Origin of the sequence: Rhodococcus sp. RD6.2, from assembly GCF_001040705.1 — a bacterium.
Taxonomy (GTDB): domain Bacteria; phylum Actinomycetota; class Actinomycetes; order Mycobacteriales; family Mycobacteriaceae; genus Rhodococcus_G.
This window is the reverse complement of sequence record NZ_CVQP01000005.1, coordinates 150,405-173,570: the sequence shown is the minus strand read 5'-3', so window position 1 is coordinate 173,570 and position 23,166 is coordinate 150,405. Positions and strand designations below refer to the sequence as shown.

Sequence of the window (23,166 nt, the reverse complement as noted above, 5' to 3'; positions counted from 1 at the left end):
TGCGCGCCGAGCAGGCCGTTCGGTACCAGCACCGGTCGCACGTGGCGGTGCAGGTCGTGTTCGGCGGTGAACCCGATGCCGCCGAGCACCTGCCGGCAGTGCCGGGCCGCGGTCAGGGCCGCCTGTCCAGCAGCGGCTTTGGCGAGCATCGCCCGGAGGTCCCCGTCGGACAACCCGAGGGCCGCTTCGGCGCCCTCGATCGCGACGAGGGTCTCGGCCAGCCTGTGCCGGACCGCCTGTAAGCCCGCGACGGGCTTGCCGAATTGGGTGCGGTCCATTGCGTGCGTGCGAGCCAGCGCCAACATGGCGCGGGACGTCCTGCGGAGAGGGGGATGGCACGTCCACCGTCGACCGGGCGCAACCAGATGCCGGGGTGGCACTGCGCCGCGAGGTGCTCGGCGACGCCTACGTCGACGCCGCCTTGAGCGGGAGTACGGGCACGGACGGGGAAGCGTTGCAGCGCTCCGTCAGCGAGGTCGCGTGGGGATCGGTGTGGACCCGGGTGGTCGTGCACGCCACCGCCCCCGCGACTCGCCGGACGGTTCCGACGGCGCGGGACCACTGCCGGGCAAGCGCGTCGGTTTCGTCGGTCTCGGTGCGATGGGTACGCCGATCGCCGCGAACTTCCTTGCCGCAGGACAGTCGCTGCTGGTGTACGACGCCGATGCGGCGCGTCAAGAGCTCTTCACGTCGGCGCATCCGGATGCCGTCGGAGCGGCGGACCTGTCGGCCTTCGCGGACTGTGACGTCGTCGTCCTCGTTCTCCCGAACAGTGACATCGTCGACCGCGTCACCGTCGGCGACGGAGGATTGCTCGCGCGCCTGCGACCCGGCGCGGTCATCGTCGACATGGGTTCCAGCGTCCCTGCGCGCACCCGCGCGCTGGCCGATCTCGCTGGTAACAAGGGTGTTTCCGTGGTCGATGCCCCGGTCAGTGGGGGAGTGGCACGGGCACGGCAGGCCGATCTCGCCGTCATGGCGGGTGGTGACGGTGCGATCCTCGCCTCGGTCCGTCCGCTCATCGAGGCAACGGCCCGCGAGGTGATTCACGTGGGTTCGGTCGGTGCGGGTCACGCGGCGAAGGCCCTCAACAATCTCCTCGCGGCGGGCGGCTTCGTCGCGGCGGCCGAGGCGCTGCTCGTCGGCCGGCGGTTCGGAATCGACCCCGCGACCCTGCTGGCGGTGTTCAACGCGGGAAGTGGACGCAACCAGTCCACCGAGACGAAGTACGAGAAGTTCGTGTTGTCACGGACATTCGACTCCGGCTTCACGGCAGCGCTGATGCGCAAGGACATCGGTATCGCGCTGGACCTCGCGCGGAGTGAAGGCGTGCCGACGCGGGTCGGGGAGACGGTCGGAGCGGTGTGGAACGACGCCGTCGACGATCTCGAAGCGGGTGCCGATCAGACCGAAGTCATGCGTCACCTCGAGCGGCTGAGCGGGGTTGTGCTCGAGGGCGGAGTGCCTGCCGACGCGTGAGGTCGATCTTCCGTGACGTGTGGACGGTCAGCCACCCACGATGGAGCGGACCGCCTGGTAGTCGAGGTCAGGGACGTCGCCGTTCCTGACCTCGACGCGAACCCGGCCCTCGGCGTCGAACTCGACTCGCCGTACCCGGTGGCCCACCTCGATGACGATCGTCGCCGACGTGTTCCTCCCCGGCGGTAGCGCCCGCGCCGTGACGGTGCCGCCCGAAGTTGCGTCGAGTTCGTCGATCAACGCGACCCGTACGGGGGCCGCCAGGGCCTCGTCGTCGAGCCCGCCCTCGTCGAGGAGGATCACCTGCGTACCGCGTCGTCGTGCATCCGAGGTGGCCCGGTGCAGGGCGTCGTCGGTGGCGAAGACCGGGGCGCGCAACGTGTCCCGCAGACGTTCCTCCAGAATGGCGCAGCGTTCGCGGTCGGCGTCGGTGAGGGCGGCGCCCGCCGCGGCCGCTTCGAGAATCGGACGCGCCGACGAATCCAGAGCTTCGAGTTGAGATTCCCGCTCCGAGGTGACGGCCGCCGTCATCGCCTCGTCGGCGGCGCGTTCGCTCTCCAACTCGCGGAGCGCGAACACCCGCTGCGCCATCGGCCGGACGGCGGAGGCGACCAGCAGTGAGATGAGGACGGGTGCAAAGACGACGAGGCTGGTCCGCAACCCGCCGCCCCAGCCCTGACCAGTGATCCCGGTCCAGATCGTGAAGACGAGGATCGACGACGCCGCCCCCGCTTCGGCGAACCAGGGTCGCCCGCGTACCGACATGAAGCACAGAATGATCGTGACGGCCCGCAGATGCCAGATGTCGCTCATGATCCAGCCGTGCGCGGGTATCTGCGGGAGGACGAGCAGACACGTCGCCGGCCCGATGGCGGTCAGGAGCACGGTGGCGGGCAGCGGCAGCGGGTCGCCGGGCACCGCGACGATCGCGAGTACGCCCGCCGTGGTCAGGGCAAGCGCGAGCAGGATGGGCCAGAAGTGCTCGGAGTCGCCGAGATACGTGGCCGCGCGGAGGGCCGAACTGAGGCAGAAGACGACGGCGACGACCATTGCGATGGGCCGATCCATCCACAGCAGAGTACGAATGTCACGGTCCGCGGTGTCGGTGTGCTTCCGGCGGGCGTTCACGCGGCGTCCCTGTCGGGTACTGGTCGCGTCCACGTCAACACGACCTGCGTACCGCGCCCAGGCTCGGACTTGACGGCGTAGGCGCACCCGTCCGAGGCGGCCATCCGCTGCCGGAGACCGAACGCGGCCTCCACGTCGAGTTCGGGTGCCGGGACCTGTTCGAGTCCACCTCCGTTGTCCGCCACGACCACCCGCAGTCCCAACGGGCACGCATCGATGACGATGATGCGGTCGGCGTCCGCCTGACGGAAGCTGTGACGGAGTGCCTCTGCCGCCGCGGATGCGATGGAACGGGTTGCGGCCCTCGGTACGTCGGCTGACTGGGGATCGATGTCGACTTCGACGGGGACGTCGCCATCGACCTGGACGAGGGCGGCACGGATCAGCCCGACCGCCGTTCTGACGTCGAGGTCCTCGTCGGCGACATTGCTGTTGCGGAGCCGATCGAGTTCGGTGACTGCGCTCGCGGCCTGGTCACGGAGGTCCGGTGTGTTGCCCAGGCGCGACAGTGCCAGGAGCGTCGACATCACCCGATCATGTATCAGGGCGTGGAATCGACCCCGCTCGATGTCGCGGGCGGCGATGGCGGCCGACGACGCGGAGTGCTGCACGGAGGCGCGGATGGCCCTGTCCAGGGCTCGACCCGTCGACACTGCAGCGATGGTGGCCACGACGAACAGTGCGCTGTAGACGATGACCGACACGATCTCCACGGGAAGCACGACCTTCTGCTGGTTCTCCCGTGTCACGTATCGGACGAGTTCGGCGGTGCCCGCGGAGACAGCCAGGTACGTCAGGCTCGCCGCCGGCCGCCAACGCAGGGCCGTCGCCATCGAGACGAGGCCTGGGAACGTCGCGAGCCACACGTCGCGATTCGCCGGAATGTGACCGTCGACCAGGAACAGCCAGGACACCAACGACACCAGGTAGCCGGCGGCCGCAGCCGTGACGCAGCGCCCGATCCACCTCGGGTCGGTCGCACGCGACGCCGGCCACAGCGACAGGATCGGCACGACGACGAGTATTGCGGCGATTGCCGTCCACCAGGACGGGATGATGTCGGACAGCTTGATCGCGCCCGGCGCGAGCAGGACGGCGAACAGTAGAGCCGTGGCGCCGATGAAGCCCGCGAACGTGCGCACGACGCGATCCTCGGCCGGCCCGATCCGGGTTGCCGACTCGACCGCGGGGGTCACCGCCGTCGGTTCCGCGGAGAGGCGGTCACAGCTCGTGGAGCTCGATCAGCCCGTCCTGGACCGCACGAGCCACCAGCGCAGCCTTCGTCGGCGCGGATCGGCCGACGTCGCGGTACTTCGTGCGAATCCGGGCGAGATGCGTGTTGACCGTGCCGATCGACAGGAAGAGGCCCGCGGCGACCTCGTTCTTGGAATCGCACCGGAGCCAGTGCAGAAGCACCTCGATCTCCCGCGGTGAGAGATGCGGACGCCGCAGTCCCCGAGCCATCGGATGGGCCTGGCCGGGTACCGCGTGGATCTGCGGAGGGCGAAGATGATCGAGCGAAGCAGTGGTCATGTCGGCTCCCGGGAAGCTCGCGTGGAGAGATGGACTCCGGTGGGTGCGCCGGACTCTCATCGGAGCGTATTCGGCGGCACGGACGTCCACGAGACACGAATTCCGTGCCCGTAGAAATAGGGGCACATCACGGTCTTGTGGCCCGTTCCTCATCGGGCCGGCCGGATCGCGTGACGGCGTCACCGTCCGGCCCGAACTCGGTGCGCCGCACACCCTGTGGCGTGCTGGTCAGGATGGTTGCCATCGCGGCCCGTCCCGGTGGAAGCACCCGAACGGTGACTGCGCCCTTCTCCGTTCCGCTGAGGACGTCGGTGACGCTGCCCAGGAATCGCCTCCTCGCGTCGGGCGCAGCCCCGTCCATGGCGCCGTCGTCGAGAAGGATCACCTCGACGCCGCGTGCCCGCGCACCGCGGGCCGCCGCCACGACCCCGGGATCCGACAGCGCGGGCGCCCGGACACTGTCCCGCAGATGTGCTTCGAGGAGTCCGCAGGCGATGCGCTGGTCCTCGTCGAGCGGCTCGCCTGCGGCGATGTGCTCGAGGATCGGTCGCGCCAACTCGTCGAGTCGGCGGAGTTGACGATCCCGCTCCTCGAGGATCGCCGAGTCCGCGGCCTCGGCGGCCGCCCGCCGAGTGGTCTGATCGCGCAGCGCGAAGATCTTGCGTGCGGCGGGACGCAGGGTGAAGGCGAAGAACGTCGACATCAGCAGCGGCGCCACGTTGATGACGGACATCGCCAGGCCGTACGCCGCCCCCTGCCCGGTCGTGGTGGACCACACGACACAGACGGCGATCGTCGCGAGCATCCCCAGCCACGCGAATCCGGTCCTCCCGCGGACCGCCAGGAAGGCGTAGATCGCGGTCACCGCACCCAGCGGCCAGAGCTGCAGTGGGCTCGCGATGGGGACCGGAAGCACCCCGAGTACGAGCGTGCACGCCGCCGGTCCGGTCGCGGCGAGCGCGACCGAGTGGCCAAGCGGTATGGGATCGCCGGGTACCCGGATCAGCGCGACCGCGCCGAGGACGACCACCAGGAGGGCGACGGCGATCGGCCAGAACGCGACCACCCCCTCCCGCGACATGACCGCCATCAGTGCACTCGCTGCGGCGTAGAGCGTCACCATCGCCCTGGCCGCGGGGCTCGTCATCCCGATCAGCGCGCGCACGTCGCGGGCGCCGCGCAACCGTTCGGGGCTCATTCGCCGCTCCACCCGAGTCGGACCCGGGTGCCGTTGTTCGGGCGGGAATCGATGTGCGCGCTACCGCCGGACAGTTGTGCCATCCGACCCGTGATGCTCACGGCCAAACCCAGTCGGTCGGCGGGAACCGCTTTCGGGTCGAACCCTCGTCCGGTGTCCGCAACCTCGATGTCGAGGCGGCCGGCGGCAAGCGTCACCGTCACCGACCGGTCGGCGTCGGGACCGGCGTGTCCGAGACTGTTGCGCAGTGCTTCCGCGAGAGCGGCGCCGATCGCCCTGGTCGCGTCGGCGGGTATGGACAACTTCTCGGAGCCCGGCGTGCGGCGGATGTCGAGGACGAGGCCCTCCTCGACATCGCCTGCCGCGGTACGCAGATGAGTGACGATCTCCGTGGCGTCGAAGCGTTCGTCCGAACCCGGTCCGGCCCGCAAACCGTCGAACTTGCGCAGCGTGTGCGCTGCCTGGGCGCTCAGGCTGGCGGTGGTGCCCTGGCGTGAGGCGACCAGAAGTGTCGACATGACCCCGTCATGGATCATCGCGTCGAACCGCGCGCGTTCGACGGTCCGCGCCCGACTGGCCGCGGCGGCAGCAGCAGCGGCGTGGGTGGCGTCCAGAGTCGAGTCGAGGATTCTGCCGGTACGCAGCGCCATCACCGCCGCGCCGACGAACAGCGAGCAGAACATGATCGTGAAGGCGATGTCCGGAATCAATGGGCTGGTCATCGCGGGATCGCGTGCCACGGAATTGAAGTACTGGACACCGGCACACGCGACGACCATGTATCCGAACGCAGCGGCCGGACGCCACGAGGCGGCCGCGGCGAGACTCGCGACACCGGGAAACGCGGACAGCCACACCCCCTGTCCGTCGGTGAGGGGGGGACCGTGCCAGGCCCACAACCCGGTCGCGACGGCGACCAGGAAGGTGACGGCGGCGAGTCCACCGGTCGCCCGCAGAAGGGTCCCGTTACGGGCGAGCGCGGACAACCCGAACAGCAGGCCGGTCCCGAACACCGCGACTGCTGCGACCGGCGTCCACAGCGACGCCGTCCGGTCGGCCTGTCTGACGATCGACGGGAGAAGGAGCAGGAGGTAGACGAGGTATCCCGAGCCGGTGAACACGGCGAACATCCGCGTGATGCGATCGGTGGCGTCCCGGCGTGGGACGACCGCGACGGTCACTTCAGTTGATCGCGCGTGGGGATCGGAAGCCAGCCGTCCTCCACTGCCCGCTTGTACAGGTCGGTTTTGGTGCGTGCAGGTCTGCCCGCCTCCGCGTACTTGGCGCGGATACGTCCCAGGTAGTCGTTCACGGTGTGGGGTGCCAGTCCGGTGAGGCTGGCGACGCGGGCGGCCTTCTCGCCGGAGGCGTACAGGGCCAGCACGTCGCGTTGGCGCGGGCTCAGGCCGACGTCCTGCAGTCCGGGGTCGCCGTCGATCGCGGCCGCCCACTCGGTGGTCACGACCTGTTCCCCGTTCGCGGCCGCGGTGATCGCGGCGATCACGGTTGCGGTCGGCTCGGACTTGCGAAGCACTCCGAGCACGCCCGCCTTCGCGGCGAGGCGAACGAGGTACGGGTCCTCTGCGCTGGTGAAGACGAGAGCTTCGACGCCGACGGATCGCAGTTGCTCCACATTCGACTTGGGCGACGAACCGTCCGCGAGCCGGAGATCGAGAATCACCACGTCGAATTCCGCGCCTACGGCGAGCAGGTCGGGGACGGTCGGTGCCGACGCCACGATCGTCAGGTCCGGCTGATCGGCGAGCATCGCCTCGAGTCCCATCACCACGGATTCGTGGTCCTCCACGATGCCGATGCGGCGGGGGAGCACTCCGGGTGCGTCCGGTGTCCCGGAGGCCGAGGGCATCTCGGTCAACTGTGCTCCTCGCAGGTGATGGTCGCGGGGCGGTCGGTGCAGGGTGTCGCCGCCTGGCGCGTGCTGAACTCGGCGTTGACGGTAGCAGCCCGTGCGGACAGGGAAGCGAGCTTCGGCAGTCCTGTTGCGATGGGATAGCTCGTCGGTCGTTTCGGCAGGTGTTCCGGAGTCCGGGCGGAACGGTGCACCGGGAAGCCCGACGCCCGATTGCCATCGAATGATAGGCACGAATTCGGTTGCAGCGGCTTATATATGTGCAGGTCGGTAACGTAATTACATTCTGTACGTTCGATCGAAACGCCAACTTGGACGTTCGACCAGAATCATCCGGATGAATGACAGAATTCCGCCGCGAGCCAATTCGCTGGCGTGGTAAACACTTCGCATCGCGATTCCGGCGTCGGCCACTGGGGCCGTTCCTGGACGCCACTGTCACCGTCGCGATCCCAGAACGAGCACGGACACGCACGAGCACCCGCACAACCATTACGTGTGCGCACGTAACTGATCCGAAACTCGATCCACCGACCCCAACGGGGTCCGACGAAAGCCGAGTTCAGATGAACAAGCAGACCAAGGGCGCCATCGCCGCCGGCGCAGCAGCCCTCCTCCTCGCCGGTGGCGCGGGGACCATGGCGGCGTGGAACGCCTCGTCGAACGTCGCAGGCGGTGCGATCAACTCCGGCAAGCTGTCGCTGGCGCAGGAAGGCGCCACGGGCTGGACCGTCAACGGAACCGCCGTGAGTGACATCGCGACCTACCTCGCGGTGCCGGGTGACGTGATCGTCTACAACGCAGCCTTCAAGATCGGTGCGGCGGGCGACAACCTCGAGGCAACCCTGGACGTCGACGAGGGTTCCATCTCCGGCGATCTGGCAGCCGCACTCGATCCCGAGGTCACCGTCACGCTGAACGGTGCGCCGCTCGCCGGTGGCGTGATCACCGACGCCAACGACGGGCAGGTGGTCCAGGCCCAGGTCACCTTCAACTTCGATGCCTCGGGCACGAACTACCAGAACGTCGACGCCGACCTGTCCGACTTCACCGTCACCCTGACCCAGCAGTAGGGCGTTCGAAACCCGCTCGCCTCTCCTCGGGTGAGCCCGTGAACACGTCGGCCGGCCGGTCCCAACCCCGACTGGGATCGTCCGGCCGGCGTCACACGAACATTTGTTCACCACAACGGCTTCCGCTTCGGCGCACCACGCCCGGCACGACCCACGCACGAAAGGCATCCGCATGTCGCGTCACGAGAATCCCAGTATTCCGGCAGGATTCGGTGCCCGGGCACGCTCGCTCAGGGCGGGCGGCAAGGTGAGGGCCATCGCCTCGCTCGGCATCGTGCTCGGCCTCGGCGCGATCGGAACCCTCGCCGCGTGGAGCGACTCCGCCACGGCCACCTCCGGAGTCTTCTCGACAGGGTCGATCGACCTGCAGCTCAACGGGAACCAAGGCAACCCCGGGGCCTACGCCTTCGCCACGTTGACCAAGACCGGCATGATGCCCGGTGACTCCGTGGCCGCAACGCTACCCGTGCAGAACACCGGTACGACTCCGTTCAACTACACCATGGTTGCCAACGCGACCTCGTCCGCGCTCGCGCCGCAACTGAAAGTGCTCGTCTCGACCGGAACCTCGAACGGGACAACGTGTACCGGCGGCACCGTGATCGCTCCCGATGTGCCGCTGGTGTCCGGTGGTGCGGCGAACCTGATTCCCACGGCCCGGCCGCTGGCAGTCGGCGGCAGCGAAACCCTGTGCTTCAAGGTGACCCTCGATCCGAACGCACCGGTGTCCGTTCAGAACCAGACGGTGAACACCTCCTTCAACTTCAATGCGACGACGGCCTGAGCGCGCCATGACCAATCACGAGAACGCCCCAGCATCCGGCCGTTCACGCGGCCGCGAGATCGCGCTCAACATCGGTGCGATCGCCGGCCTGATCTGCGTGCTCGCCGCCGCAGCCTCCTTCCTCTTTGGCATCAAACCGCTCGTCTTCCGGTCCGGCTCGATGTCACCGGACATCCCGACCGGTGCCCTTGCCCTCTCGAAGGCGACTCCCGCGTCCGACCTCGCGGTGGGTGATGTCGTCAGCGTCGAGAGCGACCAGGGCGTTCGTATCACGCACCGCATTCAGGAGGTCGTCTCCACCGACGGCACCAATTCGGTGCTGATCCTCAAGGGCGACGCCAACAAGGACGCCGACATCTCGCCCTACACGGTGACCGAAGCCGATCGGGTGTTCTTCAGCGTGCCCGGCCTCGGCTACGCGGTGTCGTGGCTGTCGTCACCCGCCGCGATCTTCCTCGGCGGTGCACTGGTCGGTGGCGTGATGGTGCTTGCGTTCGGACCGGCGTCGAAGCGCAAGGACGACAACGACTCCGACTCGGACGCGGATCACGGCAGGGGCGGTCCCGGTGCGCACGAGGCAGTCGAGCATCCGGTTGCACACGCGCACAGCGGGTTCGACGCCTCGACCGAGCAGTTCCGGGCACCACACCTGTCGCTGCGCCGCAGGATGCCAGCCCGCACCATGATGGCCGCGGGTGCACTCGGCCTGACCGCGCTGGTCGGAATGACCGCAGGCACCAGTGCCGCGTTCACCGACTCGGCTGGCGCCGCAACCTCGTTCGCGTCGAGAAGCTCCCTGGTTCCGGCACCCAAGTACCTCGGCTGCACCACGGCGTCGGGCAACAGCGGCCAGACCCTGAGGTGGGAACACCTCGGTCCCGGATACACCTACCAGGTGCAGCTGATCAACGCGTACAGCAGCACGGTGGCACCGTCGATCCCGGCGAACAAGGGCGAGACCGTCACCCTCAACATCAGCACCTACAACAACATCTACAAGACCGCAAAGACTTCGTACGTCGAGGTCCGGACCATCCGCAACGGCGTGACCGGCACGTCGTGGATCGGCGAAAAGATCTATTCGAGCACGATCTGGACCGCCTGGTGCGACGGCGCACACGTGGGCGGCGGCGACCAGAGCTCGCTCGCCGCCCCGAGCGGCGGTGGAACAGATGCCCTGGCAGCTCGGATGGCGGCGCCCGCCCCGTCCACGACGGCGGAGCCGACCACAACAGCGGCTTCCTCCACCACCACGGGGGAGCCCACCACCACGTCCGCCACGACGACCACGACGGCACCGACGACGACCACGGTCGAACCGACCACGACCACGGCGCCGACCACCTCGGCCGAGGAATCCGTGGCAGCAACGGAAACCGCCGCCACCACCACCGCACCGTCCACGACCACGACGACGGAAGAGGCCGCTGAGGCGGTCACCGCCCCGTCCGGCGATCTTGCGATGGCGAACGTCTCGACGTCGGGTGAGTACACGGCTGCGGTGAGCGGTACCTCTGCGACGATCACCGACAAGTCGGGTGCAACGGTGTTCAGCAGCACAGTCGGCAAGAAGGCCGTCGTGCAGTGGGCGGCCGACTCGGATGAACTGTGGATCATCGACGGCGACTCGCTGTCCGTGGTCGATGCGGCCTCGGGCTCCGTGACGAGCGTCGATCCGTCGTCCGATCAGGTGCCCGCCGAGATCGCCGTGCTCGTCACCAACTAGGGGGTTGCGCGAATGTTGTCGTATTCCTCTACCCCGCAAGGGGTTCGACGAAAGCTGACCAGCAGATGAACTCGAAGATGAAGGGCGCGATCGCGGCGGGTGCCGCCACGGTGCTGCTCGCGGGCGGGGCGGGCACGATGGCCGCGTTCAACGCCGGAACCGGCGGCGTCGGTGGCAGCGTCGGCGCCGGAAGCCTGGCGTTGACGGCTGCAGGCGGCCCGGCGTGGACCGACGAGCACGGTGCCATCGACGTCGCCACCTACCGTGCGGTTCCCGGCGACGTGGTCACCTACACGGCGAGCTACGTCATCACCGCGAAAGGGACCAACCTGAAGGCGAACCTCGGTGCCGACAGCGGTGCGATCACCGGCGACCAGGCGCTGAAGGCGGCAATGACCACCTCGGTCACCGCCACCACGAACGGCGTGTCCCTGCCGTCGAATTCGGGTGGCGCCGTGGTCACTCCGGCGCACAACGGAAAGACGGTCGACGTCAAGGTCGTGTTCACGTTCGATCCCGCGACGGCGGGTGCCGTGGCGCAGACCGCCCGACTGGACCTGTCCAACTTCACCATCACCCTGAAGCAGGTGTAGTCACCATGTCGAACAAGACTCGCTGGTTGGTCATCGGCGGCGCGGCCGTTGTCGGTGTGGGATTGCTGTCTGCGCAACAGACCGGGGCCCTGTGGACGCAGAGCCAGACTGTCGACGCAGGCACCATCCACTCCGGTGTCCTGGACCTGTCCGTCGGTGGCAACGGGCTCAACTCCTACCCGTTCACCGCGCTCGCCGGCGCGAACCTGATGCCGGGCGGTTACGCGCAGGCGCCCGTGAAGGTCTACAACTCGGGAAATGTGCTGATGAAGTACCGGTTGCTGAACGGGTCGCAGTCGAACCCCGCTGTGCCGCTGGATCTCACGGCGTCGATCGTGCCCAACGAGGCGGCCTGCCCGGCGACCGGAAGTCCGGCCGGAGCCACACAGCTCTACAGCGGTCCGCTCATCGGCGCGCAGTTCGCCGAGCGGACCGTGCAGCCCGGCGCCACCGAGGTGCTGTGCCTGCGCGGCACCATCGGCGCGGCCGCAGCGCACAGCCAGAGCACCACCGCGACGTTCACCTTCTCGGCGCAGTCCCGGTAACCGGGGTTCGGGTCCGATGAGTGACACGGTGCAGGACGAAAGCCCGGATCTCGGCGTGTGGGGATGGGTCAAGAGCATCGTCTCCTGGCTGGTCCTCCTGGCGGTGCTGGCGATCCTGGCGTTGACGATCGTCATACCCAGGCTGACGGGCTCGACGCCGTACACCGTGCTCACCGGCTCGATGCGCCCCACCTATCCCCCTGGCACCCTCATCGTGGTGAAGCCACAGGACCCCACGACACTCGGGGTGGGAGACGCGATCACCTTCCAGAAGGAGTCGGGTGACCCCGAGGTGGTGACGCACCGGATCATCGAGTCGCGGCAGAACTCGAAGGGCGAGACCACCTTCGTCACCCAGGGCGACGCGAACCCGTCCCGCGACAAGAATCCCGTTGTGATGGAACAGGTCCGGGGGAAGGTCTGGTACAGCGTCCCGTACCTCGGCTACGTCAACAACGTCATCACCGGTAAACAGCGCGCGGTGATGGTGACCGTCGTTGTCGGTGGGCTGTTCCTCTACGCCGGCGCCATGTTCGTCGGCGCGTTCCGGGACCGCTCCCGTGGGAAGGGGTCGCCGGCCGTCGCCACGGAGATTCCGGTCGACGAGGCGCCCACTTCGCCACTCGCGCGCGTGCGAAACCAGGACCGGCACCAGGTGTACGACGCCGACACGACCGTGATTCCCCGGATCGAGGGTGGCGGGCGACCTTACTGATCGCCCCTGCACTCGAGTCGGCGATCAGACCCGCCTTGTGAACTTTCGATCGGAGCCGAATCGGTCGTTTCGCGGTGCACACTGTCATGGTGAGGAATGCCGTGAGGGGTGCCGGTGCTCTTGTCGATGCCCCAATACATCCGGTTCACCACCGTGGAACCCGATGGCCCGGACCGTGTCCGTGCGCGTGGACAGGGCCACGTCGACGGCATGACCCCGTACCCGGTGGCGCCAATTCTCTTCGTGCGCTCCGACAACGAGTGGAAGCTGTCCCACCTCCACGTGTGCGGCATCCTGGCCACGCTTCCGGGGCCCGACGGGGGTTGCCAGTGAGCCTGACCATCGTCCGGCGCCGGTAGATCGACGAAGGCCCCCAGTTCGGAAAGGACTGGGGGCCTTCGACGTCAGGGCACGTTGGGCTTGCTAGCCGCCGAGTGAACCCGTGTCCAGCGAGCCGGACGAGCTTGCCGAGCCACTGCCGCCGGGCTCGGGGGCCACGCTCGACACCGTCACGGTGTGATCAGCGGAGGCCGATGCCGCGTAGGTGCTGTCGCCGAGGTACTTGGCGATGATGACCTGTTCGCCGTCGACGCCGAACGACCGATTGATCTTCGCGACACCGTTCACCAGGGTCACGGGGGAGCCGAGGTTGACGCCGTTGGCCGTGAACTGGACCTGCCCGGTCGCGGCGTTCGGGATCACCGTGGCGGTGAACTCGATGTTGGTACCGCGGTTGACGGCGGTGCCGCCGGAAATGGTGATGCTCGTGGACAGCTTCGTCGGATCCGACACCGTCACCGTGTGTGCAGCCGAGGTGGATGTGGCAAATCCGGTGTCGCCGGAGTAGACGGCGGTGATGTCGTGTGCACCGGCCACGGTGAAGGTGTGCGTGTACGACGCCACGCCTGCGGTCACCGCGACGGGCCCGCCGATGTCGGTCGCTCCGTCCTTGAACTGCACGGTGCCGGTTGCGTCCGACGGGTCGATCGTCGCGGTCAGTTCGACCGAGGTGCCGACGACGGCGGTCGGGGCTGCGGTGACGGTGGTGCTGGTGGACACGGCAGCCGGATCGAGCTCGAAGTCGAGGGCGAAGTCGGGGTCGACGGAACCGTTCTGCGACTCGTTGCCTGCGTCGGCGGGCATCCCGACCACGAGCAGGACCTTCGCGGTCTCGCCCGGGTTCAGGTGGATGCTCTTGAGTTCGGTGCCGGGCAGCGCGACGTCGTTGACCAGATCGACGATGTCGCCGGTCTCGTCGTTGATCTCGGCACGCACGTACGCCTGCATGTTCTCGGAGGCGGTCCAGTTGCCGAGATACACCTGCAGGCGTCCGCCGTCGGACGTGGTGTTCTTCGCCCAGAACGTGCTGGTGGATTCGCCACCCGGGATCAGTTCGCCGGACAGGGCGGGGATCTGTTCCATGCCGCCCCAGGTGGAGTTGTCGGCGGAGTACTGGATCACGCTGGGATCCGCCTGGGCGGTCGCCGGAACCAGCACGGCGCAGAGCGCCAGGAACAGAGCCGCGACCGCGCCGCCAATGACAGTGGCAGTGCGCGCAACGCTGCCCTGTGTGTTGATGGTGGAAGTCATTGCGGCAGCGTAGAGGCAATATGTAGGTCGAGCGTCCAGAATGGCGGAGATTCCGGCGGCGTCACCTCGGCCGATCGTTCGGTGTTCGATCGTGGATGTCGATCGTTCGACGCGGTGCTCGGCGAGTCCCCGCGACTCGCGGGCCGCCATCGAGGGCTGTGTCACTGCGATCGACGGCGTGGAGGTCCCGCATACTGGGAATGTCGGTGTCATTTGTCTGATTGGTGGCGCGTGTGGCGTCGCGGTAGGGTACGCGGGGATTCAGGAGCGCCGAATGCGACTGTCGCAGGCGGAGCGTGACACGAGGAGGTGAGGCTTGCAATGACGAGTCAACCTCCGAGTATCTGCCGAAGTCGTCGCTGAACCGTAGAGTTCCGCGCCTCGCGCAGCGGCGATTTCGCGTCAATCACATGCGCCCACCGATTGTGGGCCGTCCGTGTTACCGACCTCCGCGAAAGCCGTCATCACCATGCGTGACATGCGTACCTTCCGTCCCCTCCTGCCGCGCCGCGCCGCCGACCCGACACGGGATTCGCTCGTTCCCGAACATTCGATGGCGCCGCACCCGACTCCGCCGACGTCGCGGCCCGTAACCGCTCCGATCGAGGCCAGCGTCGTCAACAGCGCCGTCTACCGGGACGGTGTGCGGATCGGGTCGCCGTCGAACCTGGCGGAAGCGCTTCGCAGCCTGCCCGACGCGGCGTCGATGGCATGGATCGGCATGTACCGGCCGTCCGAGGAACAACTTCTCGCCGCCGCCGAGCAGTTCGGACTGCACGAACTCGCCATCGAGGACGCCATCGTCGCGCACCAGCGGCCCAAGCTCGAGCGCTACGGCGACACCCTGTTCGTGGTGCTGCGCGCGGCCCGCTACGTCGACGAAACCGAACGCGTCGACTTCGGTGAACTGCACGTCTTCTGCGGTCCGACGTTCGTGCTGACGGTGCGGCACAGCGAGTCTCCCGACCTCTCCGCTGTGCGCAGCCGCATGGAGCACGACCCCGAACTGCTGCGGCTGGGTCCGGAGGCAGTGCTGTACGCGATCCTCGACGCCGTCGTAGACGGGTACGCCCCCGTCGTCGCGGGGCTGCAGAACGACATCGACGAGATCGAGACCGAAGTGTTCAGCGGTGACCCGAAGGTGTCGCGGCGCATCTACGAACTCACCCGCGAGGTCATCGAGTTCCAGCGCGCCACCAAGCCGCTGCTCGGCATGCTGTCCGGCCTGTCGGCGGGATTCGAGAAGTACAAGACGGACGAGGAGCTGCAGCGCTACCTCCGCGACGTCACCGACCACGCCACGACGGTCGTCGAGCGGGCCGACGGGTTCCGGCAGCTGCTCGGCAACATCCTGACCGTGAACGCGACCCTGGTCTCGCAGACACAGAACGAGGAGATGTCGGCGCTGACCCAGGCGAGTTACGCGCAGAACGAGGAGATCAAGAAGGTGTCGGCGTGGGCCGCGATCCTGTTCGCGCCCACCCTCATCGGCACCGTGTACGGCATGAACTTCGACAACATGCCGGAACTGCACTGGGCGGGTGGCTATCCGTTCGCCCTCGGTCTGATGGCGCTGATCTGCGCCGGGCTGTACACCATCTTCAAACGCCGCGGCTGGCTCTAGCGCCCGTGAGTCCTTCTGGTCCGTAGCCGGGCCGAAAGGACTCACCGGCGCCGCCGGCGCGTCAGCCCTGCTGCTGGCCCTTGCCGGTGATCTTCTTCCACTGGGTGCTGACCAGGTACTTGACCAGCAGTCCGTAGTTCTTGAGCTTCTCCATGGGTGTCCCCCTATGTCGGTTAAACGGAAACGTCGGCCGAAACTTGACCACAGTTACCGGCCGATCGACAAGTGGCTGCGCCTACGCTGGACGGGTCTGGCATCACCGAAGAGTGAGGAAGACCCATGAGCGATCACGTGTACTCCGTCACCGAGGTCGTCGGGTCGTCGACGAAAGGCATCGACGACGCCATCTCCCAAGCCGTCGCACGCGCGAGCGACACGGTCCGCAACCTGGAGTGGTTCGAGGTGGTCGGAACCCGCGGGCACATCGTCGACGGGAAGGTCGCGCACGTGCAGGTGACGATCAAGTTGGGCTTCCGCCTGGATGCGGACTGACCGCGCGTCCCCTCGCCAACCCGTCCCCGCTGGGTCAGGATGGGGGAGTGGACCTCCCCCTGAGCCCGCCCCTGCAGCCCATGCTCGCGAAATCCGCTCCCAGCGTGCCCGAACAGCCTCCAGGCGGGGACCCCGTGTGGTCCTACGAGCCGAAATGGGACGGTTTCCGCGCCATCGTGTTTCGTGACGGCGACGACGTGGTCCTCGGGTCGCGGTCCGGCAAGGACCTCGGCCGGTACTTCCCGGAGATGCTCGACGCGATCCGAGAGGAACTGCCCGTGCGGTGTGTGGTCGACGGCGAACTCGTCGTACCGCGGGAAGTCGGTGGCCGGACACGGCTGGACTGGGAAGCACTGTCCGAACGTATTCATCCGGCGGCGAGCCGGATCGCGCTGCTCGCCGAGCAGACGCCTTCCCAGTTCATCGGATTCGATCTGCTCGCCCTCGGCGACGACGACCTGACAGGTCTGCCGTTCGTGGACCGCCGCGCGGCATTGCTCGATGCGTTCGGCGGTGCGGGATCAGCCGACGGCAGCCGGTACTGCCATGTCACCACGGCCACGACCGACGCCGCTGTCGCGGCCGAGTGGTTCCACACCTTCGAGGGTGCCGGACTCGACGGGGTGATCGCGAAAAAGCTTGCCGGTCACTATGTCCCGAACAAGCGTGAGATGGTGAAGGTCAAGCACTCGCGGACCGCGGACTGCGTGGTGATCGGGTACCGGCCCCACAAGAGCCAGCCCGGGATCGGGTCGATGCTGCTGGGTCTGTACGACGGCGACGACATGCACTTCATCGGTGGGGCGTCGGCGTTCACCGCGGTGAGGCGCGTCGAACTGCAGGAGATTCTCGACCCACTGCGGGTCGGGGAGGACGTCGTCCACGACGGCGAGGCCAGTCGGTGGTCCGCGGGGAAGGACCGGCAGTGGGTGCCGCTCAACCCGGAACTCGTGGTCGAGGTGGCGTACGACCAGATGGAGGGCGATCGCCTGCGGCACGCCGCTCGATTCCTGCGCTGGCGACCGGACCGAGAACCCCGCAGCTGCACGTACGAACAACTGGAGGTGCCGGTGCGCTACGACCTCGCCGACGTCCTCGCGGGAGGCAAGTGATGGCGGCCAGGACGCCCGCGATCGAACTGGATGTCGACGGCATCGCCGTGCGGCTGTCGAGCCCCGACAAGGTGATGTTCCCGGAACTGGGAGCTGACGGCGGTACGAAGCGTCACCTCGCCGAGTACTACCGGACCGTCGCGTTGTTCCGCGAGGGCGGGATCATGACGGCGCTCGGACAGCGGCCGACGCACCTGCAGCGCTTCCCGGACGGGATCGACGGAGAAGAGGTGTACCAGAAGCGGATTCCCGCGAAGCATCCCGAGTACATCGAGACCTGTACCGTCACCAACCCGAACGGTCGCACCGCGGACGCCCTGTTGGTTCGCCAACCCGCCGACATCGTGTGGGCGGCGCAGATGGGCAACGTGACGTTCCATCCGTGGACGGTGCGGTGTGCGGACGTGGATCGGCCCGATGAACTGCGAATCGACCTCGACCCGCAGCCCGGCACCGGATTCGCGGAGGCCCGGGCCGTCGCACTCGACCTGCTCGCACCCGTCCTCGACGAGCACGGACTGATCGGGTACCCGAAGACCTCCGGAGGGCGGGGTGTGCACGTGTACGTCCGGATCGAACCGCTCTGGGATTTCATCGATGTCCGGCACGCGGCGATCGCACTCGCTCGGGAAGTCGAGCGGCGCGCCCCCGACCGGGTCACCACCGCGTGGTGGAAGGAGGAGCGGGGCGCGCGAATCTTCGTCGACTACAACCAGACTGCCCGGGACAAGACGGTCGCGTCTGCGTACTCGGCGCGCCGAACGCCACGCGCCACCGTGTCCACCCCGGTCACGTGGGCCGAACTCGTCGACGCCGAGCCCGATGACTTCACCATCGCGACGGTCCCTGACCTGCTGGCGCGGCGGGGTGACCCGGCTGCGGACATCGATGCTGTCGCGCACTCCCTCGACGGGCTGCTCGAGATGGCAGAGCGGGACTTCGCCGACGGACTCCGGGATCTCCCGTACCCGCCGCAGTTCCCGAAGATGCCGGGCGAGCCGAAACGGGTGCAGCCCAGCCGGGATCGTGACCGGAAGTAGGCGTTTTCTGCGCGCATTCCGGCCGACCCGCCAGTAGGCTCGCGAACGAGCGGGTGCTGGTGGACGCGCACCCCCTGGCGCGGAGGCTGCGATGACTGAAAGTCCGATCGTCGGAACGAACGAGGCGATTCTGCGGATCGCCAAGGACGTGTGGTGGCTGCTCCTGCTCCGCGGCATCATCGCGGTGATCTTCGGAATCGTGGCGCTGGTGTGGCCGGACGTCACCGTCAAGGCGCTCATCGTCGTCGTCGGCATCTTCTGGATCATCGACGGCATCGTGTCCGCCGTCCGCGCGATCCAGGCCCGCAAGGTCGTGATGAGCTGGGTGTGGTGGTTGGCGGGTGCGCTGGTATCCGTGGTCGCCGGCGTCGTGCTGTTCGTGTGGCCGGACCTGACCGCTCTCGCCTTCGCCTACCTGATGGGCTTCTGGGCGATCCTCGTCGGCATCCTCGAGATCATCGGCTCGTTCCAGGTGATGGCGAACGGTGGGCAGTGGATCGGGTCCATGGTCGCAGGCGCCCTCGCGCTGATCTTCGGCCTGATCCTGGTGATCTGGCCCGGCTCGGGAATCATCGGGCTGATGTGGCTGGTCGGGATCTTCGCGATCGCCTTCGGGGTGCTGTTCATCGTCGGTGCCTTCCAGGTCCGCAGCGCCGCCCGGCGGGCCGGCGTCGTCTGACGCCTGTCGCCGAGGTGATCAAGGCGATGCCGACCCAGCTCGGCACACCCCCGTGGCGTCCGGTCGCTACGTCCGGGTACCGGTGAGCCGGGCGACGGTCTCGTCGATCGCCTCGAGCGCTTCGGTTCGGGAGTACTGCTCGTGGTTGAACGCTTCCCACCCGGTGAGCAGACTCCACCACAACATTCGCCTGATCCATCGGACCTGGAGGTTGCTGGTGAAGGTGTTCTCGGCGAATCCTCGTTCCAGCAGTTCGATCAGCGGCGCGTCAGTGCTGTCGAGGCGAATCCAGAACGCCGTGTTGGACAGGACCTGAGGGTCGCCGTACACGAGGGCCAAGGTCGGGCCGATCTCGAAGCATTCGTGGCTCATGCGCCGCAGCGCCGCGTCGGCCGGTCCCTCGGTGGGGCGCGCGCGCACCAGGGCGGCGTCGAGCTTGTCGAGGGCGTGGTCGCCGAGCGCGGCGACGAGGTCGCTTCGCTCCGGGTAGTAGCGGTGCAGGGTGCTCCGTCCGACATCGGCGGCGGTGGCGATCTCACTCAGAGGGGCGGCATGGTTCTGACTGAGGATCTCGACGGCGGCGTCGAGGATGGCCCGTCGGGTTCGGGCTTTGGTGCCCGATTCGGGTGCTTCGGCGGTCGTCATGGATTCATATTAGCAGTGTGAACGTTCCAAACGGAACATCCGTTGACATAAATGGGACATGCATGTACCACTATGGGTATGTCTGACTCCCCTGCGAAGCAGTCCTGGCCGAATGTACGGCTGCTGTGGTCGTTCGTCCGACCGAACCGCTGGTCGCTCTACGCCGGAATGGTGCTCGGACTTCTGTTTGCCGCCGCAGGCATCGCGATGCCGATGCTGATCAAGCTGATCCTCGATGCACTCGCAGGCGGTGAGAGCATCGCGGGCCCGGCCGCAGTCCTCGGCGGGCTACTGGTGTTCGCAGGCATCCTCGGGTTCGTCTACCACAATCTGATGGGAGTGCTCGCCGCCCAGGTCGTGTTCGAGGCGAGGGAATCGATGGTCCGGCGTTACTTCCGTGCCACTATCGCAAGCATCGCCAAACGGCCGTCGGGCGAACTGGTCACCCGCGTCACCTCCGACACCGTTCTGCTGCGCGAAGCCACGTCGACGGCCCTCGCTCAGGTCGTCCTGTCCGGGGTGTCGATCATCGGGACCCTCGTCATGATGACCGTGCTGGATCCCGTGCTGTTCCTCGTGACCTTCGGCGGTCTGGTCCTGGTCGGAGCAGCGGCCGCGGTCCTGATGCCTGCAATGGGCAGGTCGCAGCGACTGTCTCAGGAATCGGTCGGGAAACTGGGAGGCAGGCTCGAAGGAGCGCTCCACGCGATCCGCACTGTCAAGGCGTCCCGCGCCGAGTCCCGTGAACACGAGCGGATCATGGTCGACGCCCGAGAGTCCCGACGCCACAGTGTCAGCGCCGCACGCCGAGCCGCTGTGGTGTGGGCGGTGGTCAGTGGAGGCATGCAGCTCGCCATCGCGGGCAGCCTCGCGTTCGGCGCGTGGCGGGTCGGCGCCGGTGCACTCGAGGTGTCGGGCCTGGTCGCGTTCCTGCTGTACGCCTTCCAGCTCGCGCCGCCGGTCGCGCAGCTCGCGGCAGATCTCACGACCATCCAGTCCGGATTCGCCGCGGCGTCCCGAATTCGGGAAGTGCAGGAAATGGAGGTCGAGGAGACCGACACCGACGACACCGTCGTCTCTGAATCCCTCGACAACGTCGTCGTCGGGCTGTCGAGCCGGACCATCGCACCAGTGGCGCCCGTCCTCGAATTCGTGAACGTCACGGCCCGATACGCGCCGGGATCCGAACCGGCCCTGCGCGACGTCGACCTGGCCATCCCCTCCCGAGGCCACACCGCCATTGTGGGTCCGTCCGGTGCGGGAAAGACGACCCTGTTCTCCCTGCTGCTGCGCTTCCTGCACGCCGAGGACGGCGAGATCCTCCTCGAGGGCACGCCGTACAGTCAGCTGCCGTTCGACCAGGTGCGGTCGAGGCTCGCGTATGTCGAGCAGGAGACGCCCGTCGTCCCGGGCACCGTCCGGTCCAACCTGCAGTTCACCTACCCCGAAGCGACCGAGGACGAGATCTGGGACGCGCTGCGTGCCGTGCACCTCGAGGACACGGTCCGCGCGATGGAGAACGGACTCGACACCGTCCTCACGTCGACGAACGTCTCGGGCGGACAGCGTCAGCGCATCGCCGTCGCGCGGGCGATCGTGCGGCGCCCCGAGGTGTTGCTGCTCGACGAGGCGACCGCGCAGATCGACGGCCGTACCGAGGCCGCGATCCAAGAGGTCATCACCGAACTCGCGGAGACAGGCGCCGTGGTCACCATCGCGCACCGGCTGTCGACGGTCATCGACGCCGACACCATCCTTGTCATGGAGAAGGGTCGGATTCGGGCGCGGGGCACCCACTCCGAGTTGATGCAGTCCGACGACCTGTACCGGGAACTGGTGACCGCCCTGAGGATCTCGACGGACGTGGCACTGGCCGGCTGATGCGGCGACGCGCCGTCGCTCACCGGGTGACGACGGCGCGTCAGCGGTATCCTCGGGCGATGGTGGGCCCGGCGTACGCGAATCCGATTCCCGTCGACGAACGCCGCAGGGCGGGTAAAGCCCTGCGGACGAGCGTCCCGCGAACATCCCACGCCCAGTGGGAGCCTGCCGGTGGGCGTCCCGATCCCGTTGTCGTGCTCGAGCAGCAGAACGCACTGCGGGTGCGCGACCTCGTCCCGCTGCGCTACGAACGCATGCTCGTCTCGCCCTTCACGTTCTTCCGGGGGTCGGCGGGGATCATGGCCTGGGACCTCGCGCACGGCCCCCGCACCGACCTGCTCGTCGAGGCATGCGGGGACGCGCACCTCGCCAACTTCGGACTGTTCGCAGCCCCCGACCGTCGACTCGTGTTCGACCTCAACGACTTCGACGAGGTGCACCGCGGGCCGTTCGAGTGGGACGTCAAACGCCTCGCCGCGTCCCTCGTCGTCGCCGCACTGGACAACGGTCACAGCGTCGCCGACGCCCGATCCGCGGCGCAGTCCGCGGTTCAGTCGTACTGCGAGCTGATGCGACGCGCAGCGGGTATGACCGCACTCGACATCTGGTACGCGCGCATCGAGGTCGAGGCCGCACTCGAAACGGTGCGCGGCGACTTCAAGAAGTCCCAGATCGGCGTGGCGGAAGCCGCGCTCGCCAAGGCCGAGCGGCGCACCCAGCTCGGCGCGCTGAAGCGGTTCGCGCAGCAGACCGAGGTCGGGTGGCGGATCAAGGAGGAGCCGCCCCTGATCGTGCGCCTGCCCTACGAACGGCATGTCGAGGCCACCCGGATGCTGATGGACGCCTTCGCCGACTATCAGGAGACACTTGCCCCTGATCGTCGGCAACTGTTGCAGCGGTACAGGTTCCAGGACATCGCGCGTAAGGTCGTCGGGGTCGGATCCGTCGGAACGATGTGCCTCATGGCGCTGTTCGTCGGCGACACCGCGAACGATCCGCTGTTCCTTCAGATCAAGGAGGCTCAGAGGTCGGTGCTCGCTCCCTACGTGGAGGGTCAGCACTGTCCGGATCAGGGCCAGCGGGTGGTCGAAGGGCAGCGGATGATCCAGAGCGCGTCCGATCCGTTCCTCGGCTGGTTCACCGGCTCCGGTCCGCTCGGCCGCAACTTCTACGTGCGGCAGTTGCGGGACAAGAAGGGCGGCTTCGACGTCGCCACCATGCGCCCCAACGGGATGCGCCTGTACGCGCGCATGTGCGCGATCGCGTTGGTCAAGGCCCACGCCCGCACCGGGGACCCCGTCGCTATCGCCGGCTACCTGGGGTCCGGGACGGCGTTCGAGGAAGCGATCGTCGAGTACGCCCTCGGATACGAGAAGCAGAACCGTGAGGACTACGAGCGGGTGCTGGCCAGCCGCAAGGGTGCGCCGTCGGACGCCTGAGCGTCCGACGGCGCACCACA

23 protein-coding genes and 1 pseudogene are annotated in these 23,166 nt (G+C 67.7%); 15 read left to right on the top strand and 9 right to left on the bottom strand.

Features of this window, described 5'->3' with window-relative positions:
• Window positions 1-2: 2 nt before the first annotated feature.
• A pseudogene (locus RHCRD62_RS25745) lies at window positions 3-314 on the bottom strand (acyl-CoA dehydrogenase family protein); the annotation flags it as partial.
• A gap of 166 nt (window positions 315-480) precedes the next feature.
• Here RHCRD62_RS25745 and RHCRD62_RS07320 point away from each other — a divergent pair.
• Window positions 481-1,479, top strand: a complete 999-nt coding sequence (locus RHCRD62_RS07320) for an NAD(P)-dependent oxidoreductase (protein WP_050064039.1) — start codon at window positions 481-483, stop codon at window positions 1,477-1,479.
• Window positions 1,480-1,506: 27 nt separating this feature from the next.
• Here RHCRD62_RS07320 and RHCRD62_RS07315 read toward each other — a convergent pair whose 3' ends face one another.
• The 6 genes from RHCRD62_RS07315 to RHCRD62_RS07290 form a co-directional block, all read right to left on the bottom strand.
• On the bottom strand, window positions 1,507-2,547 hold the full coding sequence (locus RHCRD62_RS07315) for a hypothetical protein (RefSeq protein ID WP_157050838.1): 1,041 nt from the start codon (window positions 2,545-2,547) through the stop codon (window positions 1,507-1,509).
• Between the two features lie 56 nt (window positions 2,548-2,603).
• Window positions 2,604-3,749: a sensor histidine kinase gene (locus RHCRD62_RS07310; protein ID WP_157050837.1), complete on the bottom strand. Its 1,146-nt coding sequence runs from the start codon at window positions 3,747-3,749 to the stop codon at window positions 2,604-2,606.
• A gap of 79 nt (window positions 3,750-3,828) precedes the next feature.
• The gene (locus tag RHCRD62_RS07305; RefSeq protein WP_253277235.1) at window positions 3,829-4,140 is read right to left on the bottom strand and encodes a response regulator transcription factor; all 312 of its coding nucleotides are present in this window, start codon (window positions 4,138-4,140) and stop codon (window positions 3,829-3,831) included.
• A gap of 127 nt (window positions 4,141-4,267) precedes the next feature.
• Window positions 4,268-5,338, bottom strand: a complete 1,071-nt coding sequence (locus RHCRD62_RS07300; protein ID WP_050064036.1) for a hypothetical protein — start codon at window positions 5,336-5,338, stop codon at window positions 4,268-4,270.
• Window positions 5,335-6,519 (bottom strand): sensor histidine kinase, encoded by a 1,185-nt coding sequence (locus RHCRD62_RS07295; protein ID WP_050064035.1) that lies wholly within the window; start codon window positions 6,517-6,519, stop codon window positions 5,335-5,337. Before RHCRD62_RS07295 ends, RHCRD62_RS07300 begins: the two co-directional genes overlap by 4 nt.
• Window positions 6,516-7,205 (bottom strand): response regulator transcription factor, encoded by a 690-nt coding sequence (locus RHCRD62_RS07290; RefSeq protein ID WP_050064514.1) that lies wholly within the window; start codon window positions 7,203-7,205, stop codon window positions 6,516-6,518. The genes RHCRD62_RS07295 and RHCRD62_RS07290 overlap by 4 nt, the downstream gene beginning before the upstream one ends.
• Window positions 7,206-7,774: 569 nt before the next feature.
• On the opposite strand from RHCRD62_RS07290, the gene RHCRD62_RS07280 reads away from it, so the two are divergent.
• The 7 genes from RHCRD62_RS07280 (at window position 7,775) to RHCRD62_RS07250 (ending at window position 12,977) form a co-directional block, all read left to right on the top strand.
• The gene (locus RHCRD62_RS07280) at window positions 7,775-8,281 is read left to right on the top strand and encodes an alternate-type signal peptide domain-containing protein (RefSeq protein WP_050064033.1); all 507 of its coding nucleotides are present in this window, start codon (window positions 7,775-7,777) and stop codon (window positions 8,279-8,281) included.
• Between the two features lie 172 nt (window positions 8,282-8,453).
• Window positions 8,454-9,065 carry a SipW-dependent-type signal peptide-containing protein gene (locus RHCRD62_RS07275; RefSeq protein WP_050064032.1) on the top strand — a complete coding sequence of 204 codons (612 nt, stop codon included), beginning with the start codon at window positions 8,454-8,456 and terminating at the stop codon, window positions 9,063-9,065.
• 7 nt (window positions 9,066-9,072) lie between these two features.
• The gene (locus tag RHCRD62_RS26160) at window positions 9,073-10,791 is read left to right on the top strand and encodes a signal peptidase I (protein WP_216596618.1); all 1,719 of its coding nucleotides are present in this window, start codon (window positions 9,073-9,075) and stop codon (window positions 10,789-10,791) included.
• Window positions 10,792-10,856: 65 nt separating this feature from the next.
• Complete coding sequence (locus tag RHCRD62_RS07265; RefSeq protein WP_050064031.1) at window positions 10,857-11,384, top strand: alternate-type signal peptide domain-containing protein; 528 nt, start codon at window positions 10,857-10,859, stop codon at window positions 11,382-11,384.
• 5 nt (window positions 11,385-11,389) lie between these two features.
• On the top strand, window positions 11,390-11,929 hold the full coding sequence (locus RHCRD62_RS07260; RefSeq protein WP_050064030.1) for a hypothetical protein: 540 nt from the start codon (window positions 11,390-11,392) through the stop codon (window positions 11,927-11,929).
• Between the two features lie 16 nt (window positions 11,930-11,945).
• Complete coding sequence (locus RHCRD62_RS07255; RefSeq protein WP_050064029.1) at window positions 11,946-12,644, top strand: signal peptidase I; 699 nt, start codon at window positions 11,946-11,948, stop codon at window positions 12,642-12,644.
• 126 nt (window positions 12,645-12,770) lie between these two features.
• Window positions 12,771-12,977, top strand: a complete 207-nt coding sequence (locus RHCRD62_RS07250; RefSeq protein WP_216596617.1) for an MTB12 C-terminal domain-containing protein — start codon at window positions 12,771-12,773, stop codon at window positions 12,975-12,977.
• Between the two features lie 90 nt (window positions 12,978-13,067).
• Here the strand turns inward: RHCRD62_RS07250 and RHCRD62_RS07245 are convergent, their stop codons facing one another.
• A complete protein-coding gene (locus RHCRD62_RS07245; RefSeq protein ID WP_172671021.1) occupies window positions 13,068-14,234 on the bottom strand; it encodes an Ig-like domain-containing protein in 1,167 nt (388 codons plus the stop codon).
• A gap of 469 nt (window positions 14,235-14,703) precedes the next feature.
• Here RHCRD62_RS07245 and RHCRD62_RS07240 point away from each other — a divergent pair, with 469 nt between their 5' ends.
• The 5 genes from RHCRD62_RS07240 to RHCRD62_RS07220 all read left to right on the top strand — a co-directional run bounded on the left by RHCRD62_RS07240 (window position 14,704) and on the right by RHCRD62_RS07220 (window position 19,181).
• Window positions 14,704-15,858, top strand: coding sequence for a magnesium and cobalt transport protein CorA (locus tag RHCRD62_RS07240; RefSeq protein ID WP_050064027.1), 1,155 nt, complete (start codon window positions 14,704-14,706; stop codon window positions 15,856-15,858).
• Between the two features lie 279 nt (window positions 15,859-16,137).
• Window positions 16,138-16,350, top strand: coding sequence for a dodecin (locus RHCRD62_RS07235; protein WP_050064026.1), 213 nt, complete (start codon window positions 16,138-16,140; stop codon window positions 16,348-16,350).
• A 47-nt stretch (window positions 16,351-16,397) separates the two neighbouring features.
• The gene (locus tag RHCRD62_RS07230; protein WP_050064025.1) at window positions 16,398-17,462 is read left to right on the top strand and encodes an ATP-dependent DNA ligase; all 1,065 of its coding nucleotides are present in this window, start codon (window positions 16,398-16,400) and stop codon (window positions 17,460-17,462) included.
• Window positions 17,462-18,502: a DNA polymerase domain-containing protein gene (locus tag RHCRD62_RS07225; RefSeq protein ID WP_050064024.1), complete on the top strand. Its 1,041-nt coding sequence runs from the start codon at window positions 17,462-17,464 to the stop codon at window positions 18,500-18,502. Before RHCRD62_RS07230 ends, RHCRD62_RS07225 begins: the two co-directional genes overlap by 1 nt.
• 91 nt (window positions 18,503-18,593) lie before the next feature.
• Window positions 18,594-19,181, top strand: coding sequence for an HdeD family acid-resistance protein (locus RHCRD62_RS07220; RefSeq protein ID WP_050064023.1), 588 nt, complete (start codon window positions 18,594-18,596; stop codon window positions 19,179-19,181).
• A 66-nt stretch (window positions 19,182-19,247) separates the two neighbouring features.
• On the opposite strand, the gene RHCRD62_RS07215 is transcribed toward RHCRD62_RS07220, so the two are convergent.
• Window positions 19,248-19,826, bottom strand: a complete 579-nt coding sequence (locus RHCRD62_RS07215) for a TetR/AcrR family transcriptional regulator (RefSeq protein WP_050064022.1) — start codon at window positions 19,824-19,826, stop codon at window positions 19,248-19,250.
• Between the two features lie 78 nt (window positions 19,827-19,904).
• On the opposite strand from RHCRD62_RS07215, the gene RHCRD62_RS07210 reads away from it, so the two are divergent.
• Window positions 19,905-21,707, top strand: coding sequence for an ABC transporter ATP-binding protein (locus tag RHCRD62_RS07210; RefSeq protein ID WP_253277234.1), 1,803 nt, complete (start codon window positions 19,905-19,907; stop codon window positions 21,705-21,707).
• A gap of 59 nt (window positions 21,708-21,766) precedes the next feature.
• Complete coding sequence (locus tag RHCRD62_RS07205) at window positions 21,767-23,146, top strand: DUF2252 domain-containing protein (protein WP_050064020.1); 1,380 nt, start codon at window positions 21,767-21,769, stop codon at window positions 23,144-23,146.
• The last annotated feature ends 20 nt before the right edge of the window (window positions 23,147-23,166 follow it).